The sequence below is a fragment of the Nevskia sp. genome (assembly GCF_021732705.1).
In the GTDB taxonomy this organism is placed as follows: Bacteria; Pseudomonadota; Gammaproteobacteria; order Nevskiales; family Nevskiaceae; genus Nevskia.
Genome location: NZ_JAKFUM010000010.1, coordinates 224,564 through 238,644, shown reverse-complemented (window position 1 = coordinate 238,644; position 14,081 = coordinate 224,564). Strand labels below are relative to the sequence as shown.

The following is a 14,081-nucleotide window of genomic DNA, read 5'->3' as shown; positions in this document are numbered from 1 at the left end:
GATGGCTTCAAGCGGTCCTTCGAGTTGCGCATGAACCGTCGCCGTCTCGCCGTGATCCTCGCCGGGGTTGCGGCCTTCATCAATCTCTATGCGCCGCAGTCGCTGCTGCCGCTGCTGCGGGCATGGATCGGTGACGACGCGGCGCGGGCCGGGCTGATCGTCTCGGCCGGGACGTTTGGTGTCGCGCTCGCGGCACCGTTCGCCGGTCTGCTGGCCGATCGCTATGGCCGTCGCCGCGTGATCGTGATCGCAGCGTTCCTGGCGGTGATTCCGGGACTTTTCGCCGGGCTGGCGCCGACGCCGGAAGCGCTGATGGCGATCCGATTGGTACAGGGCCTTTGCCTGCCGGGCATCTTCGCGGTGACCGTGGCCTACATCGCCGAGGAATGGCCGGCGGCCGAGGCGCGGGCAGTGACGGCGGTGTACGTGGCCGGGACCATCGGCGGCGGCTTCGTCGGGCGTTTCCTGTCCGGTGTTGTCGCCGAGTTCGCCGGCTGGCGCTGGGGTTTCGCCGCGCTCGCGGTCGTGCAGTTGCTGCTGGCGCTGGCGATCCGGGCCTGGCTGCCGCCGGGCCGGGATCAGCCGAAGCTCAGGGGATCGCCGAGAACGCCGCTGCTGCCGCTGATGCTCCGGCCGGGCCTGCGCGGGGCCTACGCGACGGGTTTTCTGATGCTGTTCGCGCTGGTCGGCGGCTTCACCTACATGACGCTGCACCTGTCCGAGCCGCCGTTCGCGCTCGGGCCGGCGGCGCTGTCATCGATCTTCGGCGTCTACGTGATCGGCGTGCTGGTGACGCCGTATTCCGGCCGACTGCTGAACCGCTTCGGCCACGCGCGGGTGCTGGTGCTGGCCTGGGTGATCGCCGTCTGCGGCCTGCTGGCGACCCTGTTGCCGCTGCTGCTGGCGGTCGCCGCCGGACTGGCGCTGTTCTCGCTCGGCCTGTTCGTGGCTCAGACCACGACCACGAGTTTCGTCGGTGAGTCCGCCGGCGCCGAACGGGGCCCGGCGGTGGGCCTGTACGTGACCTGCTACTACGCGGGCGGCAGCGTCGGCGGCGTGCTGCCGGCCGTGGTCTGGCACTGGGCCGGCTGGCCCGGCGTGGTCGGCCTGATCGTTGCGGCTGGCGGCGTGTCGGCGCTGATCGGCTGGAACAGCTTCCGCTTTCCGAAGGACGAGCCGCATCCGGTCGATGAGCCTTTGCCGGAGATTGGCGGGGAGGCTTGAGTCGCCCGCTTCGAACTCGCTTTCCCCGCCATCCATGGCGAGGCTGCGTCCTTGTCAGGCTGACCCCTGCCCGGCCATCAGCGCCCGACCAGCGACCGCGCAATCACTTCCTTCATGATTTCGCTGGTGCCGCCGTAGATGCGCTGGATGCGGGCATCGGCCCAGTAGCGGCTGATCGGGTACTCGGTCATGTAGCCGTAGCCGCCGAACAGCTGCAGGCAGGCGTCGGTGACGCGGCCTTCCATCTCGGTGGTCGCGAGCTTGACCATCGCCGCCGTCGGCACGTCGAGCTGGCCGCTGGCGTACTGCGTGTTGCACTTCTCGACGAAGGCGCGGTGCACCTCGATGTCGGTCTTGCACTTGGCCAGTTCGAAGCGGGTGTTCTGCAGGCTCGAAATCGGTGCGCCGAAGGCCTTGCGGCTCTTGGTGTACTCGATGGTCTTCTCCAGCGCGCCCTGGGCATGGCCGACGGCGGTCACCGCCAGCGCCAGACGCTCGCGCGGCAGTTCGTCGATCAGGTGGCCGAAGCCGCCACCGACGCGGCCCAGCACCTCGTCGGCGCTGATCCGCACATTGTCGAAGAATAGTTCGCTGGTGTCGGCGGCATGCATGCCGACCTTGTCGAGATTCCGGCCGCGCTTGAAGCCGGGCAGGGTGGTGTCGAAGGTGAACAGCGTGGTGCCCTTGGCGCCGGCCTTCGGGTCGGTCTTGGTCGCGAGGACCACGACGCCAGCGTGCTGGCCGTTGGTGATGAAGGTCTTCGAGCCGTTGATGACGTAGCCGCCGTTGCCGTCATCGATCGCCGAGGTCTTCATGCCCTGCAGGTCGGAGCCGGCACCCGGCTCGCTCATGCCGATGGCGCCGATGCATTCGCCGCTGACCATGCGCGGCAGGTACTTCTGGCGCTGGGCTTCGGTGCCGAGATGCAGGATGTACGGTGCGGCAATGTCGGAATGCACCGACAGGTTCGACGCCAGCGCCAGGAAGCCCATGCGCGCGGCTTCTTCCAGCACCACCATCGAGAATTCGAACGGCGCACCGGCACCGCCGTAGGCTTCCGGCAGGTCGACGCACAGCAGGCCGGCCGCACCGAGTTCCAGGTACAGCTCCTTCGGGAAGATGCCGGCCTTTTCCCATTTCTCGTAATGCGGCTCGACGTTGTCCTTGAGGAAACGAACCACGTTGTCGCGGAACAGGCTCAGTTCTTCGGCGTCGACCACGGTCAGCGGAGCAGCGGCGTTCATGCAGGGGTCCTCAAGGGGCAATTCGGGGAGACGACAAGGATAAGGAAAATGGGCGCACGAGTGTTTACCAGTGGGCAAATCCTGCCGACGCCGGAGCCTCGATGTCGTGGCGAACCCGGCGCCGACGTACCATCGGCCTCCTTCCGGATTCCCGTCCGTTTCCGAGTCCCGTCATGTCCCCGCTGATCAACCGCCGCGATCTCGATTTCCTGCTGTATGAACTGCTCGACGCTACGGCGCTGTGCGGCCGGCCGCGCTTCGCGATGCATGATCGCGAAACCTTCGATCAGGTGATCGAGGCGGCGCACCGGCTGGCGGTCGACGAATTCCTGCCGCATGCCGCGAAGGCCGACGCGCACGAGCCGCACTTCGACGGCCAGCAGGTGCAGATGATTCCGGAAGTGCAGGCGGCACTCCGCGCGTACATCGAGGCCGGCTTCCTCGGCACCTCGTTCGGCATCGAGCACGGCGGCCTGCAGTTGCCGTACACGATCGCGGCCGCGGTGAACGGCCTGTTCGTCGGCGCCAACTGCGGCACGTCCGGCTATCCGTTCCTGACTGCGGCCGCGGCGAACCTGCTGCGCGTGCACGGCACGCCGGAGCAGCAGCGGCGCTACATGCAGCCGATGATCGCCGGGCGATTCTTCGGGACGATGTGCCTGTCCGAGCCGCAGGCTGGGTCGTCGCTGGCCGATATCCGCACCCGGGCGATTCCGCAGCCGGATGGCCGCTACCACCTGGTCGGCAGCAAGATGTGGATCAGCGGCGGCGAGCACGAGTTGAGCGAGAACATCGTGCATCTGGTGCTGGCGCGCATCGACGGCGCACCGGCCGGCACCCGCGGTATCTCGCTGTTCATCGTGCCGAAGCGGCGGCTCGATGCCGACGGCAATCCGGGCGAACGCAACGGCGTGCGGCTGGCGGGTCTGAACCACAAGATGGGCTATCGCGGCACGACCAACTGTGCGCTGAACTTCGGCGAGGCCGAGCCGGCGATCGGCGAGCGGGTGGGGCACGAGCATGACGGCCTCGCCTGCATGTTCCACATGATGAACGAGGCCCGGATCAGCGTCGGCCTCGGGGCGACGATGCTCGGCTATGTCGGCTACCGCTACTCGCTGGACTACGCGCGCACCCGGCTGCAGGGTCGCCCGGCGACGAACCGCGATCCGTCGTCGAAGCCGGTCGCGATCATCGAGCACGCCGACGTGCGCCGGATGCTGCTGGCGCAGAAGGCGTATGTCGAAGGGGGGCTGGCGCTCGGCCTGTACTGCGCCACGCTGGTCGATCGGCTTGAAACGGCGGTCGACGAGGCCGAGCACCGGCGCTGCCGGCTGCTGCTCGAGATCCTGACGCCGGTCGCGAAGGCCTGGCCATCGGAGTGGGGGCTGGAGGCGAACAAGCTGGCGATCCAGGTCCTCGGGGGTTACGGCTACACGCGGGACTACCCGGTGGAGCGGCTGTATCGCGACAACCGCCTGAACCCGATCCATGAAGGCACCAACGGCATTCAGGCGCTCGATCTGCTCGGGCGCAAGGCGATGATGCAGGACGGGGCGGCACTGAAGCTGCTGCTCGGTGAGATGGCGGGAACGGTTGCCGAGGCGGCGGACGAGCCGGCACTGGCCGAGTTCGCGACGGCGCTGTCGGCTGCGGTCGACCGGATCGCGCGGACGACGCAGGCGCTGGCGGCGGTGGCGGCGTCCGGTCGCACCGAACGGTTTCTCGCCAATGCCGCGAGCTATCTCGATCTCGTCGGCCACACGGTCATCGCCTGGCTGTGGCTGCGGCAGGCGGTGATTGCGAGGGCCGCGTCAGGCGCTGCCGTTGGCGACGACGCGGACTTCTACGCCGGCAAGCTGCAGGCCTGCCGCTATTTCTTCCGGCACGAACTGCCGAAGACGGCGGTGGCAGCGGCGCTGCTCGACAGCCTCGACGACACCACGCTGACCATGCCGATCGCAGCGTTCTGAGCGGCGCTGCGGCACCAACGCGTCGCGGCGCGAACGGTCAGCGCGCGGAGATCTCGCCGCTGCCGCGCACGCGCTTCTGGACCCGCGCCGGTTCGCCGTCGTAGCGAATGTCGCCGCTGCCATTGACCACGGCGTCAAGCTGTTCGCGAACGTCGAGGCGCGCATCGCCGCTGCCGTTGATGGCGACGGTCGCGCTGCGGGCGACGAGACGGGACAGGTCGGCATCGCCCGAGCCGTTGATGCGCAGCTCCAGCGTGCCGGCATCGCCGCGCGCCCGGATGTCGCCGGAGCCGTCGATCGACAGCTTCAGGCGCTCGCCGCTGAGGCCGACCAGCGTGGCGTCGCCGCTGCCGTGGATCGCGAGCGCAGTCAGCGACGGCACCGTGACGATCAGCTTCGGGCTGTGCCGCGTCGTGTAGCTGCCGTGACTTTCGACGCGCAGGCGCTTGCCGCCGATGGATGTGACGATGTGCGACATCAGGTTGTCGTCGGCTTCCACCGTCAGCGAGCGCGGGCTGCCGATGGTCAGCTCCAGATCGGTGCTGTCGCGCAGGTCGATCTCGTCGAATTCCTCGATTTCGCGCGTCTCGCGAACGATCTTGCCGGAGCCGCGGACCTGGTCGCCCCACCAGCCTTCGCGGTGACCGGTGTGCGGGCCGTCATCGTGGGCGACGGCGCTCTGCAGATCGGCCAGACCGAGCCAGATCACGGCGCAGGCGAGGCTGGACAGCACGACAAAGCGATGGTTCATGGCGGTCTCCGGTGGCGCGCGAATACCGGTTGGATGCCGCCGGCCGCAGATTGGATGCAACGCGGCGTGACGATGTCAGCCGCCGTGCGAACGCGCGAAGTGCGGCTTCGCACAGCCCTCGAATTCAGGAAAGACGGAAGCCTCAATAAAAAATCAGGATTGTCAGGTCGTAAATATTTACATTTGCCTTCGGGTGGGGTACGGTTGCTGCACGGGATACAACCCCCTTCCCGCCACCAGAACAGAGCCTAGGAGCTTCTCGATGAACCTCGATACCCACCAGAACGATTTCCTCGATATCTGCGATCTGGAGTATGACGTCGCCGGCGTCGGCGCCGAGGAATCCGCTTCGTCGGAAGCCAATCATGCGGCCTTCTATCTGGTTTCGTATCGCCTGCCGGTCGCCAACGCCTGACCGATTCGCTGAAGCCGTGCCGTCAGCACCGGCATGGTTCAAGCAGTGCTTCGTTTCGTCTTGCAGCGCCGGCCCTCCCCACAGGCCTGAAGCAAGCGGACGCAAACCCGGCCACTCCCCGAGGCCGGGTTTTTTTGTGCCTGACGCCGGGCCATCGGCATCGCGAAACCATCGGTCGTCTGCCTGCCTGCCGGCAGTGGCGCACGCTGCGCGAACGCACTAATGTCGGCGGGCGCGCAAGGGTTGACGCGCTCGCTGTCCCCCTCCCGTCTGCATGTCCGAATCCAACCGATTGATCACGGTATTTGCCGAGCAGGTTCGTACCCGCTTTCAGCCCGACCGCCTCGAATCCTTCTGGGATTGCGAGCCGCTGTTCCGCAAGCTGGCCGATCCCGGTTTCGTCGAAGCGGTGCTGGTCGCACAGCTCAAGGCGCTGGTGGCCGACCCCAACCACGTCGGGGACTGGCCGCCGAAGCAGATCATGCTGCATCGGGGCGCCGGCTTCGCGCTGTCGCTGGCGGTGTTCGACACCCCGCGACGCTACATCCACAGCACGCCGTTCCTGGGACTGTATGCGCCGATCGGCGGCCGGCCGCTGGTCGTCGACCGCTTCCGGCTGCCGGCAGGCTACGACAACGCGGTCTTCGATCCATCGCTGAAGCTCGAGCGCGATGCCGGCCTCACCGTGGCGCCGAGCGAGGTGCTGCGTCTGCAATCGCAGCAGTTCGCCTACGATTTCCAGATCGGCGAGCCGCAGCTCGTGCTGAAGCTGACGACGGCGCCGTTCCAGATGCTGGAGTGGCTGTTCAGCAAGGAAACGCTGCATCCGTGGCAGGCCAACGATGCCGACCTGTCGTCGACCCAGCTCCGGGTCGGGGCCTATCTGCTCGGGCGGCTCGCGCATCAATCGTCACTGGCGCCGCTGCAGGACCTGGCTGGCCATGCCAACCCGAACGTGCGCTGGGCCGCGATCCAGAGCATCGGCCGTCTCAGCCGTTCGGAGGCGTTGAAGCGGCTGAAGGTCGCGCTCGATGATCCGCATCCCCACATTCGGCGCGCGGCGAAGAAATCGCTCGATCGTGCCGAGCAGGCTCCCCGGAAACGCTGAACGGATGTCCTGTCCATGGCGCTGACGATTCCCTGCACGACCAGCCGCTCGATCGGTCTCGAGGAGTTCATCGACCACGTGCGGCGCGAGGTCGACCTGCGCGATGTCGACAGCATCGCGGAAGCGGCCCCGATGCTTGCCGCACTCGCCAATGACCGGGATCTGGTCGTCAACCAGCTCAATCGCCAGATGAAGGGCATCTTCAAGGGCGCGACGGTCGCCTCGGCCCAGGTGATCTTTCTCGGCGAAGGCAAGAACTTCTATGTGCGCGCCAACGCCTGGCCCTCGACGGCGGACATCGCGGCCGGTCGGGTCTATCAGGACCAGTTCTCGTACAACGTGGCGCACGACCACAACTACCACTTCATGACCGTTGGCTACTTCGGCCCCGGCTACGTGACGGAAATCTACGAGTACGAGCACGACAAGGTCGAGGGCTATCCGGGCGAGCCGGTGGACTTCCGCTTTCTCGAGCGCACGCATTTCGCGTCCGGCCGGGCGATGCTGTACCGGGCGAGCCGCGACCTGCACGTGCAGTATCCGCCGGAGGATCTCAGCATCACGCTGAACCTGATGGTGGAGACGCCGGAAGTCCGCTCGCGCGATCAGTACTTCTTCGATCTCGAGCGCCGCACGATCACCAATTACCCGGCGGAATCCGACGGCTCGCGCCGGGTCAACGTCGTGACCATGGCCGGACTTGCCGGCAATTCCGAAACCTGCCAGTTGCTGACCGATCTCGCGCTGCGGCACCCGTGTCGGCGCACGCGGCTGACCGCCTACGAATCACTCGCGAAGCTGCTGCCGGACGATGCCGCGCGAATCTGGGAACGGGCGACGGCCGATGCGTCGCCGCTGGTCGTCAATCAGGCGCACGCGCGCCTCAGCGTGCGCTGAGGCCGATCGTCACCGGTTCCCGCGCCGCCACGGCGGTGGCATGCGCCGCCATGCCGTTCTGCTCGAACGCGGCGGCCCAGGCCTCGAAATCCGCCGCCGGCAGCGCGCGCGTGAAGTAGAAGCCCTGCTGCAACTTGCAGCCGAGAATGCGCAGCTGGCGCATCTGTTCGGTGTTCTCGACACCTTCGGCAATCACGCCGAGGTCGAGGTTCTGGGCGAGGGTCAGTGTTGCCGAGACGATCGCCAGCGCCTGTTTCGAGGTGCCCATCGAGATCACGAACTGGCGATCGATCTTGATCTTGTCGATCGGCAGACGCTGCAGGTAGCTGAACGACGAGTATCCGGTACCGAAATCGTCCAGACCGATGCGGAAACCGAGTTTCTTGATTTCCATCAGCATGTTGTGGCTGTACTCGGTGGAGTCCAGCAGCGCGCTCTCGGTCAGTTCGAAATCGATCAGGCGTTCGCGCTGGCCCGGCGCCGTGCGCAGCCCGCGCAGGATCTGCAGGATCTTGCCGTCGTGCACCTGGCGCACCGACAGGTTCACCGAAATCCGCAGCGGCCGATTGCGCGAGGCCCAGATCAGCGACTGTTCGTGTGCCTTCATCAGGCACAGCTCGCCGAGCTGGTTGATCAGGCCGGATTCCTCCGCCACCTGGATGAATTCGCTCGGCGGCAGCAGGCCGTTCTCCGGATGGCGCCAGCGCAGCAGCGCTTCGGCGCCGACCACGCGGCCGCGCTCGACATCGACCACCGGCTGGTAGAACGGCTCGAACTCGCCGCGCTCAAGCCCGCGCCGGATGTCGCTGGCCAGCGCCAGCTGCTTGCGCATCGTGCCGGTCAGCTGGGCCGACGCGAAGCGGGCGTTGTTGCGGCCGTTCTTCTTGGCGACATACATCGCCGCGTCGGCACTGGACAGGATCTGCTCGGCCGTCTCGCCATCGCCCGGGAACACGGCGATGCCGATCGACACCGACATGTTCAGCAGGTGATCGCCAAACGGATAGCTTTCGGCCAGCCCGCGCAGGATGCAGTCGGCCTGATCTCGCAGCAGGCCTTCGAGGCTCGGGCCGGCATCGAGGCCTTCGACCATGATCGTGAACTTGTCGCCGCTGTGGCGGCACAGCAGCGCGTCGTACGGCATGAAGCGATGCAGGCGCGACTTCGCCTCGCACAGGTAGCGGTCGCCGGCCTTGTGGCCGAACTTGTCGTTGACGGCGCGGAAGTTGTCGAGATCGACATACAGCAGCGCCAGCGATTCCCGCGTCTGGCGCGCACGCTCGATCGCCCGCTGCAGGCTTTCCTCGAGCCGCGCGTGATTGCCGAGCCCGGTCAGCGGATCCTGATACGCGAGACGGCGCAGGCGCTCGGCCTGATCCCGGAACTGGCGCAACGCCACGGCCATGTCCCCGAACTCGTCGGAGCGGATCGGCGGCAGGTCGATGTCGATCTCGCCGCTGTTGACCTGTCGGATCGCGTTCGTCGTGGCCTGCAGCGGCCGGATGATCGAGCGGACGACGGCCAGCGTCACCAGCACGCCGGCCAGACCGGCGCCGATGATGATCACCGCCGCCAGCTGGATCGCGCGCTGCACGCGAACGCGCTCGCGCGACTGGATCGCCGTGGCCAGCGCCTGCTCGCGCTGGCTGGCACGCTGCAGCGTTTCCTCGATCACGTTCAGCTTCTGCTGCAAGGCGCCGAACACCGGGGCCGATTGCGCCTGCTGGCCGCTGATCAGCGCTTCCATGACCTTGCGGGTCAGGCCCGGCACGTCGGCCATGCTGTCGTCGATGATCCGCGCGCTCGCGGGGTCGAACGCCGCCAGCTTGACCAGTTCCCGATCGAGCGCGGCCTTGGCCTTCTCCTGCGCGGCCTTGGCACGGCTCTGCAGTTCGGCGTCGCGGGCGAGCACGGCTGAGTTCAGCTGACCACCGCGATGGCGCAGCAGGCTCATCGCCTGCTGAGCGGAATAGATCGTCTCGAAGCGGTCGTACTGCTTCTGCTGCGCCAGCTGGAAGTCCTGATCGCGCAGGATCAGGTAGCCCAGCATTACGCTGGCACCGCCCAGCACCGCCACCAGGCTCAGGCACAGGGCGAGCAGTCGGGTGCGAACGCTGAGGAAGAGCTTCTTCATTCGGGCCGGGGGCGTGAGCTCGCGAAGCAGGCGAGTCGGGAAACGCTTGATCTCAAAGCATGATCATAGTGCAAGCCCGATAGCTTGCGGCCGATAAAAGTCAATCCGGATTAACTATCGGTTCATGATTCCGGATAGCTGGCGTCATCGCGCTTCCGGCATGGCCCCGGGTCATCGGCGTGCGTCGGACCGGGCGCCGGAAAGGACGCCGGATCAGATCGGCGCCGCGCTCAGCAGCGGGCGCAATTGCTGCAGCAGCCAGTCCATCCGGCGCTGCTCGGCGGTCGGATCGTCGCGCAGGAAGCGATCGACACCCTCGCCGTGGAACAGGGTCACGATGGTGTCGACGATCACCGCGAAATCAGGCAATTCGCGCGCCGCTGCCGGCAGCAGCATGGCGGCCAATGCCTGATCTTCGGCCGAACGACGCTGCCAGATCGGCAGCAGGGCGGCGTGCAGCGCCGGGTCGGTGCGCGCCGCCATCAGCAGTTCGAACCAAGCCTGATGCAGCGGCGAGGCAACGTTGCTGCGGAGCAGTTCCAGCGCCAGGCGCAGCTCGTCCTCGCGCCGCGCCGGATGCTGTTCGAAGTCTCGCCGGTACAACGCGCGCAGGCCGCTGCCGATGTCTTCGGCCAGCTCGATCATCAACGCGATGCGGGTGCTGAAATGCCGGAACAGCGCGCCTTGCGAGACGCCGGCTCGGGTGCAGATTTCCTGCACCGTGGTGCGGTTGTAGCCGACCTCGATCAGCGCTGCCGTGGCGGCATCGAGCAGGCGCCGAACCATCTCGGCCCGGCGCTCGGCTTGGGTACGGCGAGGGGCCACGCCGGCCGCGACCGTCGCTCCGGTCGCGGCGGCGCTGTCTGCCGGGGAGTCGAACGCCATCGTCACGCCGCGCGGGCCAGCGCCTCGTCGGCCGGCGGTCGCGCCGGGATCTCGTCGGCGCGCAGGAAGCGGCCGTAGCCGCGCGCCTGGCCGAAGTCGGCGGCGAAGCGGCCATCGCGCCAGGCGATCCGGCCGTTGATGATCGTGGCGGACACGGCGCGGTCATTGCGGTTGACCATGCGCAGGATGCCGCCGAATTCCGGCATCGGCGCTTCGGCGTAGGCCTTGATCGCGTCGTCGAGGCCGTTCGGATCGATGATGGCGATGTCGGCCCGGTCGCCCAGCCGCAGGTGGCCGGCGTCGATGCCGAACCAGTCGCCGAGCTCTCCGGTCAGACGATGGACGGCGTGCTCGACGCTCATGAAGCGGCGGTTCTCGACGATCGCGTCGTTGACCAGCTTCAGCAGCTGCAGCGGGAAGTTGTAGAACGCCATGTTGCGGATGTGGGCGCCGGCGTCGGAGAACGAGATGATCGCGCCCTTGTCCTGCACGATCGCCTCGAGTCGTGCGCGACGATGATTGCCGATCGTGGTCTTCCAGCGCAGCTTGCGGCCGTGGGCGACGACCAGATCGAGGAAGGCGTCGACCGGGTGGATGCCGCGGACATCGGCGATGGCGCCAAAGCTCTTCCCAACCAGCGCGCGATCCGGGCAGTCGACGATCTCGGCATCGTGGAAATTGCGGTGCCAGACCCGCGGCGTCAGCTTCGAGTCGTAGTTGCGGCGGAACCAGCGGCGATACTTTTCGTCCTGCATCAGGTCGTTGCGAGCGATCTCGTCGGCCAGGTGCAGTGCGGCCTCGCCGGCGCCGAATTCCTCGAAGATCACCAGATCGATGCCGTCGGCATGAACCTCGAACGGGCAGGGCAGCGCCTGCCAGCGAAAGTTGGCGTTGAAGAAGCGGTTGCAGACATGGGCCAGCTTGCCGACGACGCGATGCAGCAAGCCGTTCGATTTCACGTCCATCAGCGTGATCAGCGTGGTCTTCAGCGGCTTGCGGAACCAGCCGAAGCTCGCGAACAGGAAGGCGAACATGTTGATCTTGGTGACGATGTCCGGCGCCCCCTGATGGATGCGGCCGCGGGCACGCAGCAGGCGATTCAGCCGCGCGTACTCGCGCCACTTGGCGTAGGTGGTCGGCAGCGACTTCGAGCGTTCGCGGTCGCCGTCGAGCTTGTCCCACTTGGTCGTCATCGTGGACAGGCCCAGCAGGCCGACGTCCAGCCCTTCGGCAAGCACGGCCTCCATCCGCTGCATTTCGGCTTCGGTCGGCTGCACCTTGGCATCGACCGCGCGGCTCAGGCCCATCACCGACACGCGCAGGTCGGAGTGGCCGAGGAACGCGGTGACATTCGGCCCGAGCGGCATCTGCTCGAGATGATCGACATAGGCGCGCGGCGTGTTCCAGGTCTTGGTCCGGCGCAGCAGCGGCAGCACCTGCTCGCGCGGGATCGACTCGACGCGGGTGAACAGGTCCGAGCAGTCCTCGGCTTCCGAGCAGACCATGCCGATCGAGCAGGAGCCGAAGGTCACCGTGGTGATGCCGTGGCGCACGCTTTCCTTGAGGCCCGGCCCAGCGAGGAGTTCGGCGTCATAATGCGTGTGGGTGTCGAGAAAGCCGGGCGTGACCCACTGCCCGGCGGCATCGATCACCTCGGGGCAGCCGGTTTCATCGAGCGCCGTGGTCGAGATCGCGCGGACCCGGCCGTCACGGATGCCGAGGTGGCGAATGCCCGACGGCGCGCCCGTTCCATCGAAATGGCGGCCGTTCTTGATGATCAGATCGAAGGCAGCGTGTGCGGGCATGGCAGTCACCGGTAAGAGGCCGAGCCGCCAGCGTACGAAAGATAGAAAGTGACTGCAATCTAAATATTGCCAATCAAATCAAACAGGAGTGCGCGTTGATGTCGGTCAGGTGCCGGTCTGCGATGGCGCCGGCGGTTGAACGATCAGTATCAAATGGCGGACGCAGACCACTGGAGCGGCATCGTCGGCAACGGCACGATGCATCCCATAGTGGAAAGAAGTCATCCACGATGCGGCAACCCGTCGCATTCACGATGGATTCAGGCGCACGGTGACAACGTGGCGCCCAACCTCAAGGAGAACATTCCATGATCAAGATGAAGACGATGAAGCAGTTCGGTGTGGCGCTGGCACTGAGCGTCGCGATGACGGGTGCCGCCATTGCTGCGCCGGTGATCAACACGTTTGGCGAAGGCGGCAGCTACTTCACCGACCCGAAGCGCACCGATACCGCGATCCGCGGCTACGACACCGTGGCCTACTTCACCGACGGCAAGCCGGTGAAGGGCAGCGACCAGTTCGTGCACGAGTGGATGGGCGCGAAGTGGAAGTTCGCGAGCCAGGATCATCTCGACAAGTTCAAGGCCGATCCGACGAAGTACGCGCCGCAGTACGGCGGCTACTGCGCCTACGGCATCGCCAAGGACAATGTCGTGAAGATCGAGCCGGACCAGTGGACGATCGTCGACGGCAAGCTGTATCTGAACTATGACGACGACATTCTGAAGAAGTGGAAGAAGGACACGGCGGGCTACATCAAGCAGGCCGACGCGAAGTTCACCACGCTGATCAAGAAGTAAGCGAATCTTGCCGCTGCGGCCATTCCACGGACGGCCGCAGCGATACCCATCATCACGCGCGCGGCCTGACGGCTGCACGCTCAAGACACGGACTTTCAACATGAAACTGCTCAGCAAATCGATCTCCGGACTGGTCATGACCGCCGGATTGCTGGTCTCGGCGCTCGCGCACGCCGCGCCGGCCTACTACTCGCCGAACGGCGTGGCGATCAAGGGCTACGATCCCGTCGCCTACTTCACCGACAGCAAGGCAGTGAAGGGCACCGACCAGTGGGTCACCGAATGGCAGGGCGCGAAGTGGAAGTTCGCCTCGAAGGCCAATCTCGATGCGTTCAAGGCCGAACCCGCGAAGTTCGCTCCCCAGTACGGCGGCTATTGCGCCTACGGCACGGCCAAGGGTCATCTGGCCCCGACGGAACCGGACGCCTGGGCGGTGATCGACGGCAAGCTGTACCTGAACTACAACCAGCGCGTGCGCACGACCTGGCAGAAGGACGTGGCCGGGTACAACGCGGCGGCCGACTCGCAGTTCACCGAACTGCTGAAGGGGCCGACCGAGGAATAAGTCGCTCGGAGCGACTGCAGACGCCGGCCCCCGGCCCCAGATGATGGGCCGGAGGCCGCTGCCAAAATGGCCATCGTTCCAGTCGATTCCGCGGTCGCACGGTAGAATCGGGCATCATGGCCGGCGAAAATCGGCCGCGGTAACCTGAAAATCGGGTTCGCGCGCGGTGAAAAACGTGTCGAAATCCGCGTCTGCGGCGTAGTCCCGCCCGTACCATCGGGCATGAATTGAGTGCTGAAGGGCATATCGGCATTTCCCGATCGCCGCCACCCTAGGGTCG

12 protein-coding genes are annotated in these 14,081 nt (G+C 66.4%); 7 read left to right on the top strand and 5 right to left on the bottom strand.

Features of this window, described 5'->3' with window-relative positions:
• Nucleotides 1–30: 30 nt before the first annotated feature.
• Nucleotides 31–1,224, top strand: coding sequence for an MFS transporter (locus tag QZ951_RS12430; RefSeq protein ID WP_293000991.1), 1,194 nt, complete (start codon nt 31–33; stop codon nt 1,222–1,224).
• Nucleotides 1,225–1,301: 77 nt separating this feature from the next.
• Here the strand turns inward: QZ951_RS12430 and QZ951_RS12425 are convergent, their stop codons facing one another.
• Nucleotides 1,302–2,468, bottom strand: a complete 1,167-nt coding sequence (locus QZ951_RS12425) for an acyl-CoA dehydrogenase family protein (protein WP_293000990.1) — start codon at nt 2,466–2,468, stop codon at nt 1,302–1,304.
• 173 nt (nt 2,469–2,641) lie between these two features.
• Here QZ951_RS12425 and QZ951_RS12420 point away from each other — a divergent pair, with 173 nt between their 5' ends.
• Nucleotides 2,642–4,441 carry an acyl-CoA dehydrogenase gene (locus QZ951_RS12420; RefSeq protein WP_293000989.1) on the top strand — a complete coding sequence of 600 codons (1,800 nt, stop codon included), beginning with the start codon at nt 2,642–2,644 and terminating at the stop codon, nt 4,439–4,441.
• 37 nt (nt 4,442–4,478) lie between these two features.
• On the opposite strand, the gene QZ951_RS12415 is transcribed toward QZ951_RS12420, so the two are convergent.
• Nucleotides 4,479–5,192 (bottom strand): head GIN domain-containing protein, encoded by a 714-nt coding sequence (locus QZ951_RS12415; protein ID WP_293000988.1) that lies wholly within the window; start codon nt 5,190–5,192, stop codon nt 4,479–4,481.
• 262 nt (nt 5,193–5,454) lie between these two features.
• On the opposite strand from QZ951_RS12415, the gene QZ951_RS12410 reads away from it, so the two are divergent.
• The 3 genes from QZ951_RS12410 to QZ951_RS12400 all read left to right on the top strand — a co-directional run bounded on the left by QZ951_RS12410 (nt 5,455) and on the right by QZ951_RS12400 (nt 7,612).
• Nucleotides 5,455–5,607, top strand: coding sequence for a hypothetical protein (locus QZ951_RS12410; RefSeq protein ID WP_293000987.1), 153 nt, complete (start codon nt 5,455–5,457; stop codon nt 5,605–5,607).
• 274 nt (nt 5,608–5,881) lie between these two features.
• Nucleotides 5,882–6,715 (top strand): HEAT repeat domain-containing protein, encoded by an 834-nt coding sequence (locus QZ951_RS12405; RefSeq protein ID WP_293000986.1) that lies wholly within the window; start codon nt 5,882–5,884, stop codon nt 6,713–6,715.
• A gap of 15 nt (nt 6,716–6,730) precedes the next feature.
• Nucleotides 6,731–7,612: a hypothetical protein gene (locus QZ951_RS12400; RefSeq protein ID WP_293000985.1), complete on the top strand. Its 882-nt coding sequence runs from the start codon at nt 6,731–6,733 to the stop codon at nt 7,610–7,612.
• Here the strand turns inward: QZ951_RS12400 and QZ951_RS12395 are convergent.
• The 3 genes from QZ951_RS12395 to QZ951_RS12385 all read right to left on the bottom strand — a co-directional run bounded on the left by QZ951_RS12395 (nt 7,599) and on the right by QZ951_RS12385 (nt 12,436).
• Nucleotides 7,599–9,746: an EAL domain-containing protein gene (locus QZ951_RS12395; protein ID WP_293000983.1), complete on the bottom strand. Its 2,148-nt coding sequence runs from the start codon at nt 9,744–9,746 to the stop codon at nt 7,599–7,601. The genes QZ951_RS12400 and QZ951_RS12395 overlap by 14 nt on opposite strands.
• Before the next feature lie 213 nt (nt 9,747–9,959).
• Entirely contained in the window at nt 9,960–10,631 is a 672-nt protein-coding gene (locus QZ951_RS12390; protein WP_293000982.1) for a TetR/AcrR family transcriptional regulator, read from the bottom strand.
• Between the two features lie 2 nt (nt 10,632–10,633).
• Nucleotides 10,634–12,436 (bottom strand): amidohydrolase family protein, encoded by a 1,803-nt coding sequence (locus QZ951_RS12385; protein WP_293000980.1) that lies wholly within the window; start codon nt 12,434–12,436, stop codon nt 10,634–10,636.
• A gap of 308 nt (nt 12,437–12,744) precedes the next feature.
• Here QZ951_RS12385 and QZ951_RS12380 point away from each other — a divergent pair, with 308 nt between their 5' ends.
• The gene (locus QZ951_RS12380) at nt 12,745–13,236 is read left to right on the top strand and encodes a YHS domain-containing (seleno)protein (RefSeq protein WP_293000979.1); all 492 of its coding nucleotides are present in this window, start codon (nt 12,745–12,747) and stop codon (nt 13,234–13,236) included.
• Between the two features lie 100 nt (nt 13,237–13,336).
• Nucleotides 13,337–13,801: a YHS domain-containing (seleno)protein gene (locus tag QZ951_RS12375; protein ID WP_293000978.1), complete on the top strand. Its 465-nt coding sequence runs from the start codon at nt 13,337–13,339 to the stop codon at nt 13,799–13,801.
• Nucleotides 13,802–14,081: the final 280 nt, after the last annotated feature.

What these genes read in the sequence shown, in the direction of transcription:
- QZ951_RS12430 (WP_293000991.1), top strand. Translation starts at nt 31, where the DNA reads ATGAACCGTCGCCGTCTCGCCGTGATCCTCGCCGGGGTTGCGGCCTTC.
- QZ951_RS12425 (WP_293000990.1), bottom strand. Translation starts at nt 2,468, where the DNA reads ATGAACGCCGCTGCTCCGCTGACCGTGGTCGACGCCGAAGAACTGAGC.
- QZ951_RS12420 (WP_293000989.1), top strand. Translation starts at nt 2,642, where the DNA reads ATGTCCCCGCTGATCAACCGCCGCGATCTCGATTTCCTGCTGTATGAA.
- QZ951_RS12415 (WP_293000988.1), bottom strand. Translation starts at nt 5,192, where the DNA reads ATGAACCATCGCTTTGTCGTGCTGTCCAGCCTCGCCTGCGCCGTGATC.
- QZ951_RS12410 (WP_293000987.1), top strand. Translation starts at nt 5,455, where the DNA reads ATGAACCTCGATACCCACCAGAACGATTTCCTCGATATCTGCGATCTG.
- QZ951_RS12405 (WP_293000986.1), top strand. Translation starts at nt 5,882, where the DNA reads ATGTCCGAATCCAACCGATTGATCACGGTATTTGCCGAGCAGGTTCGT.
- QZ951_RS12400 (WP_293000985.1), top strand. Translation starts at nt 6,731, where the DNA reads ATGGCGCTGACGATTCCCTGCACGACCAGCCGCTCGATCGGTCTCGAG.
- QZ951_RS12395 (WP_293000983.1), bottom strand. Translation starts at nt 9,746, where the DNA reads ATGAAGAAGCTCTTCCTCAGCGTTCGCACCCGACTGCTCGCCCTGTGC.
- QZ951_RS12390 (WP_293000982.1), bottom strand. Translation starts at nt 10,631, where the DNA reads ATGGCGTTCGACTCCCCGGCAGACAGCGCCGCCGCGACCGGAGCGACG.
- QZ951_RS12385 (WP_293000980.1), bottom strand. Translation starts at nt 12,436, where the DNA reads ATGCCCGCACACGCTGCCTTCGATCTGATCATCAAGAACGGCCGCCAT.
- QZ951_RS12380 (WP_293000979.1), top strand. Translation starts at nt 12,745, where the DNA reads ATGATCAAGATGAAGACGATGAAGCAGTTCGGTGTGGCGCTGGCACTG.
- QZ951_RS12375 (WP_293000978.1), top strand. Translation starts at nt 13,337, where the DNA reads ATGAAACTGCTCAGCAAATCGATCTCCGGACTGGTCATGACCGCCGGA.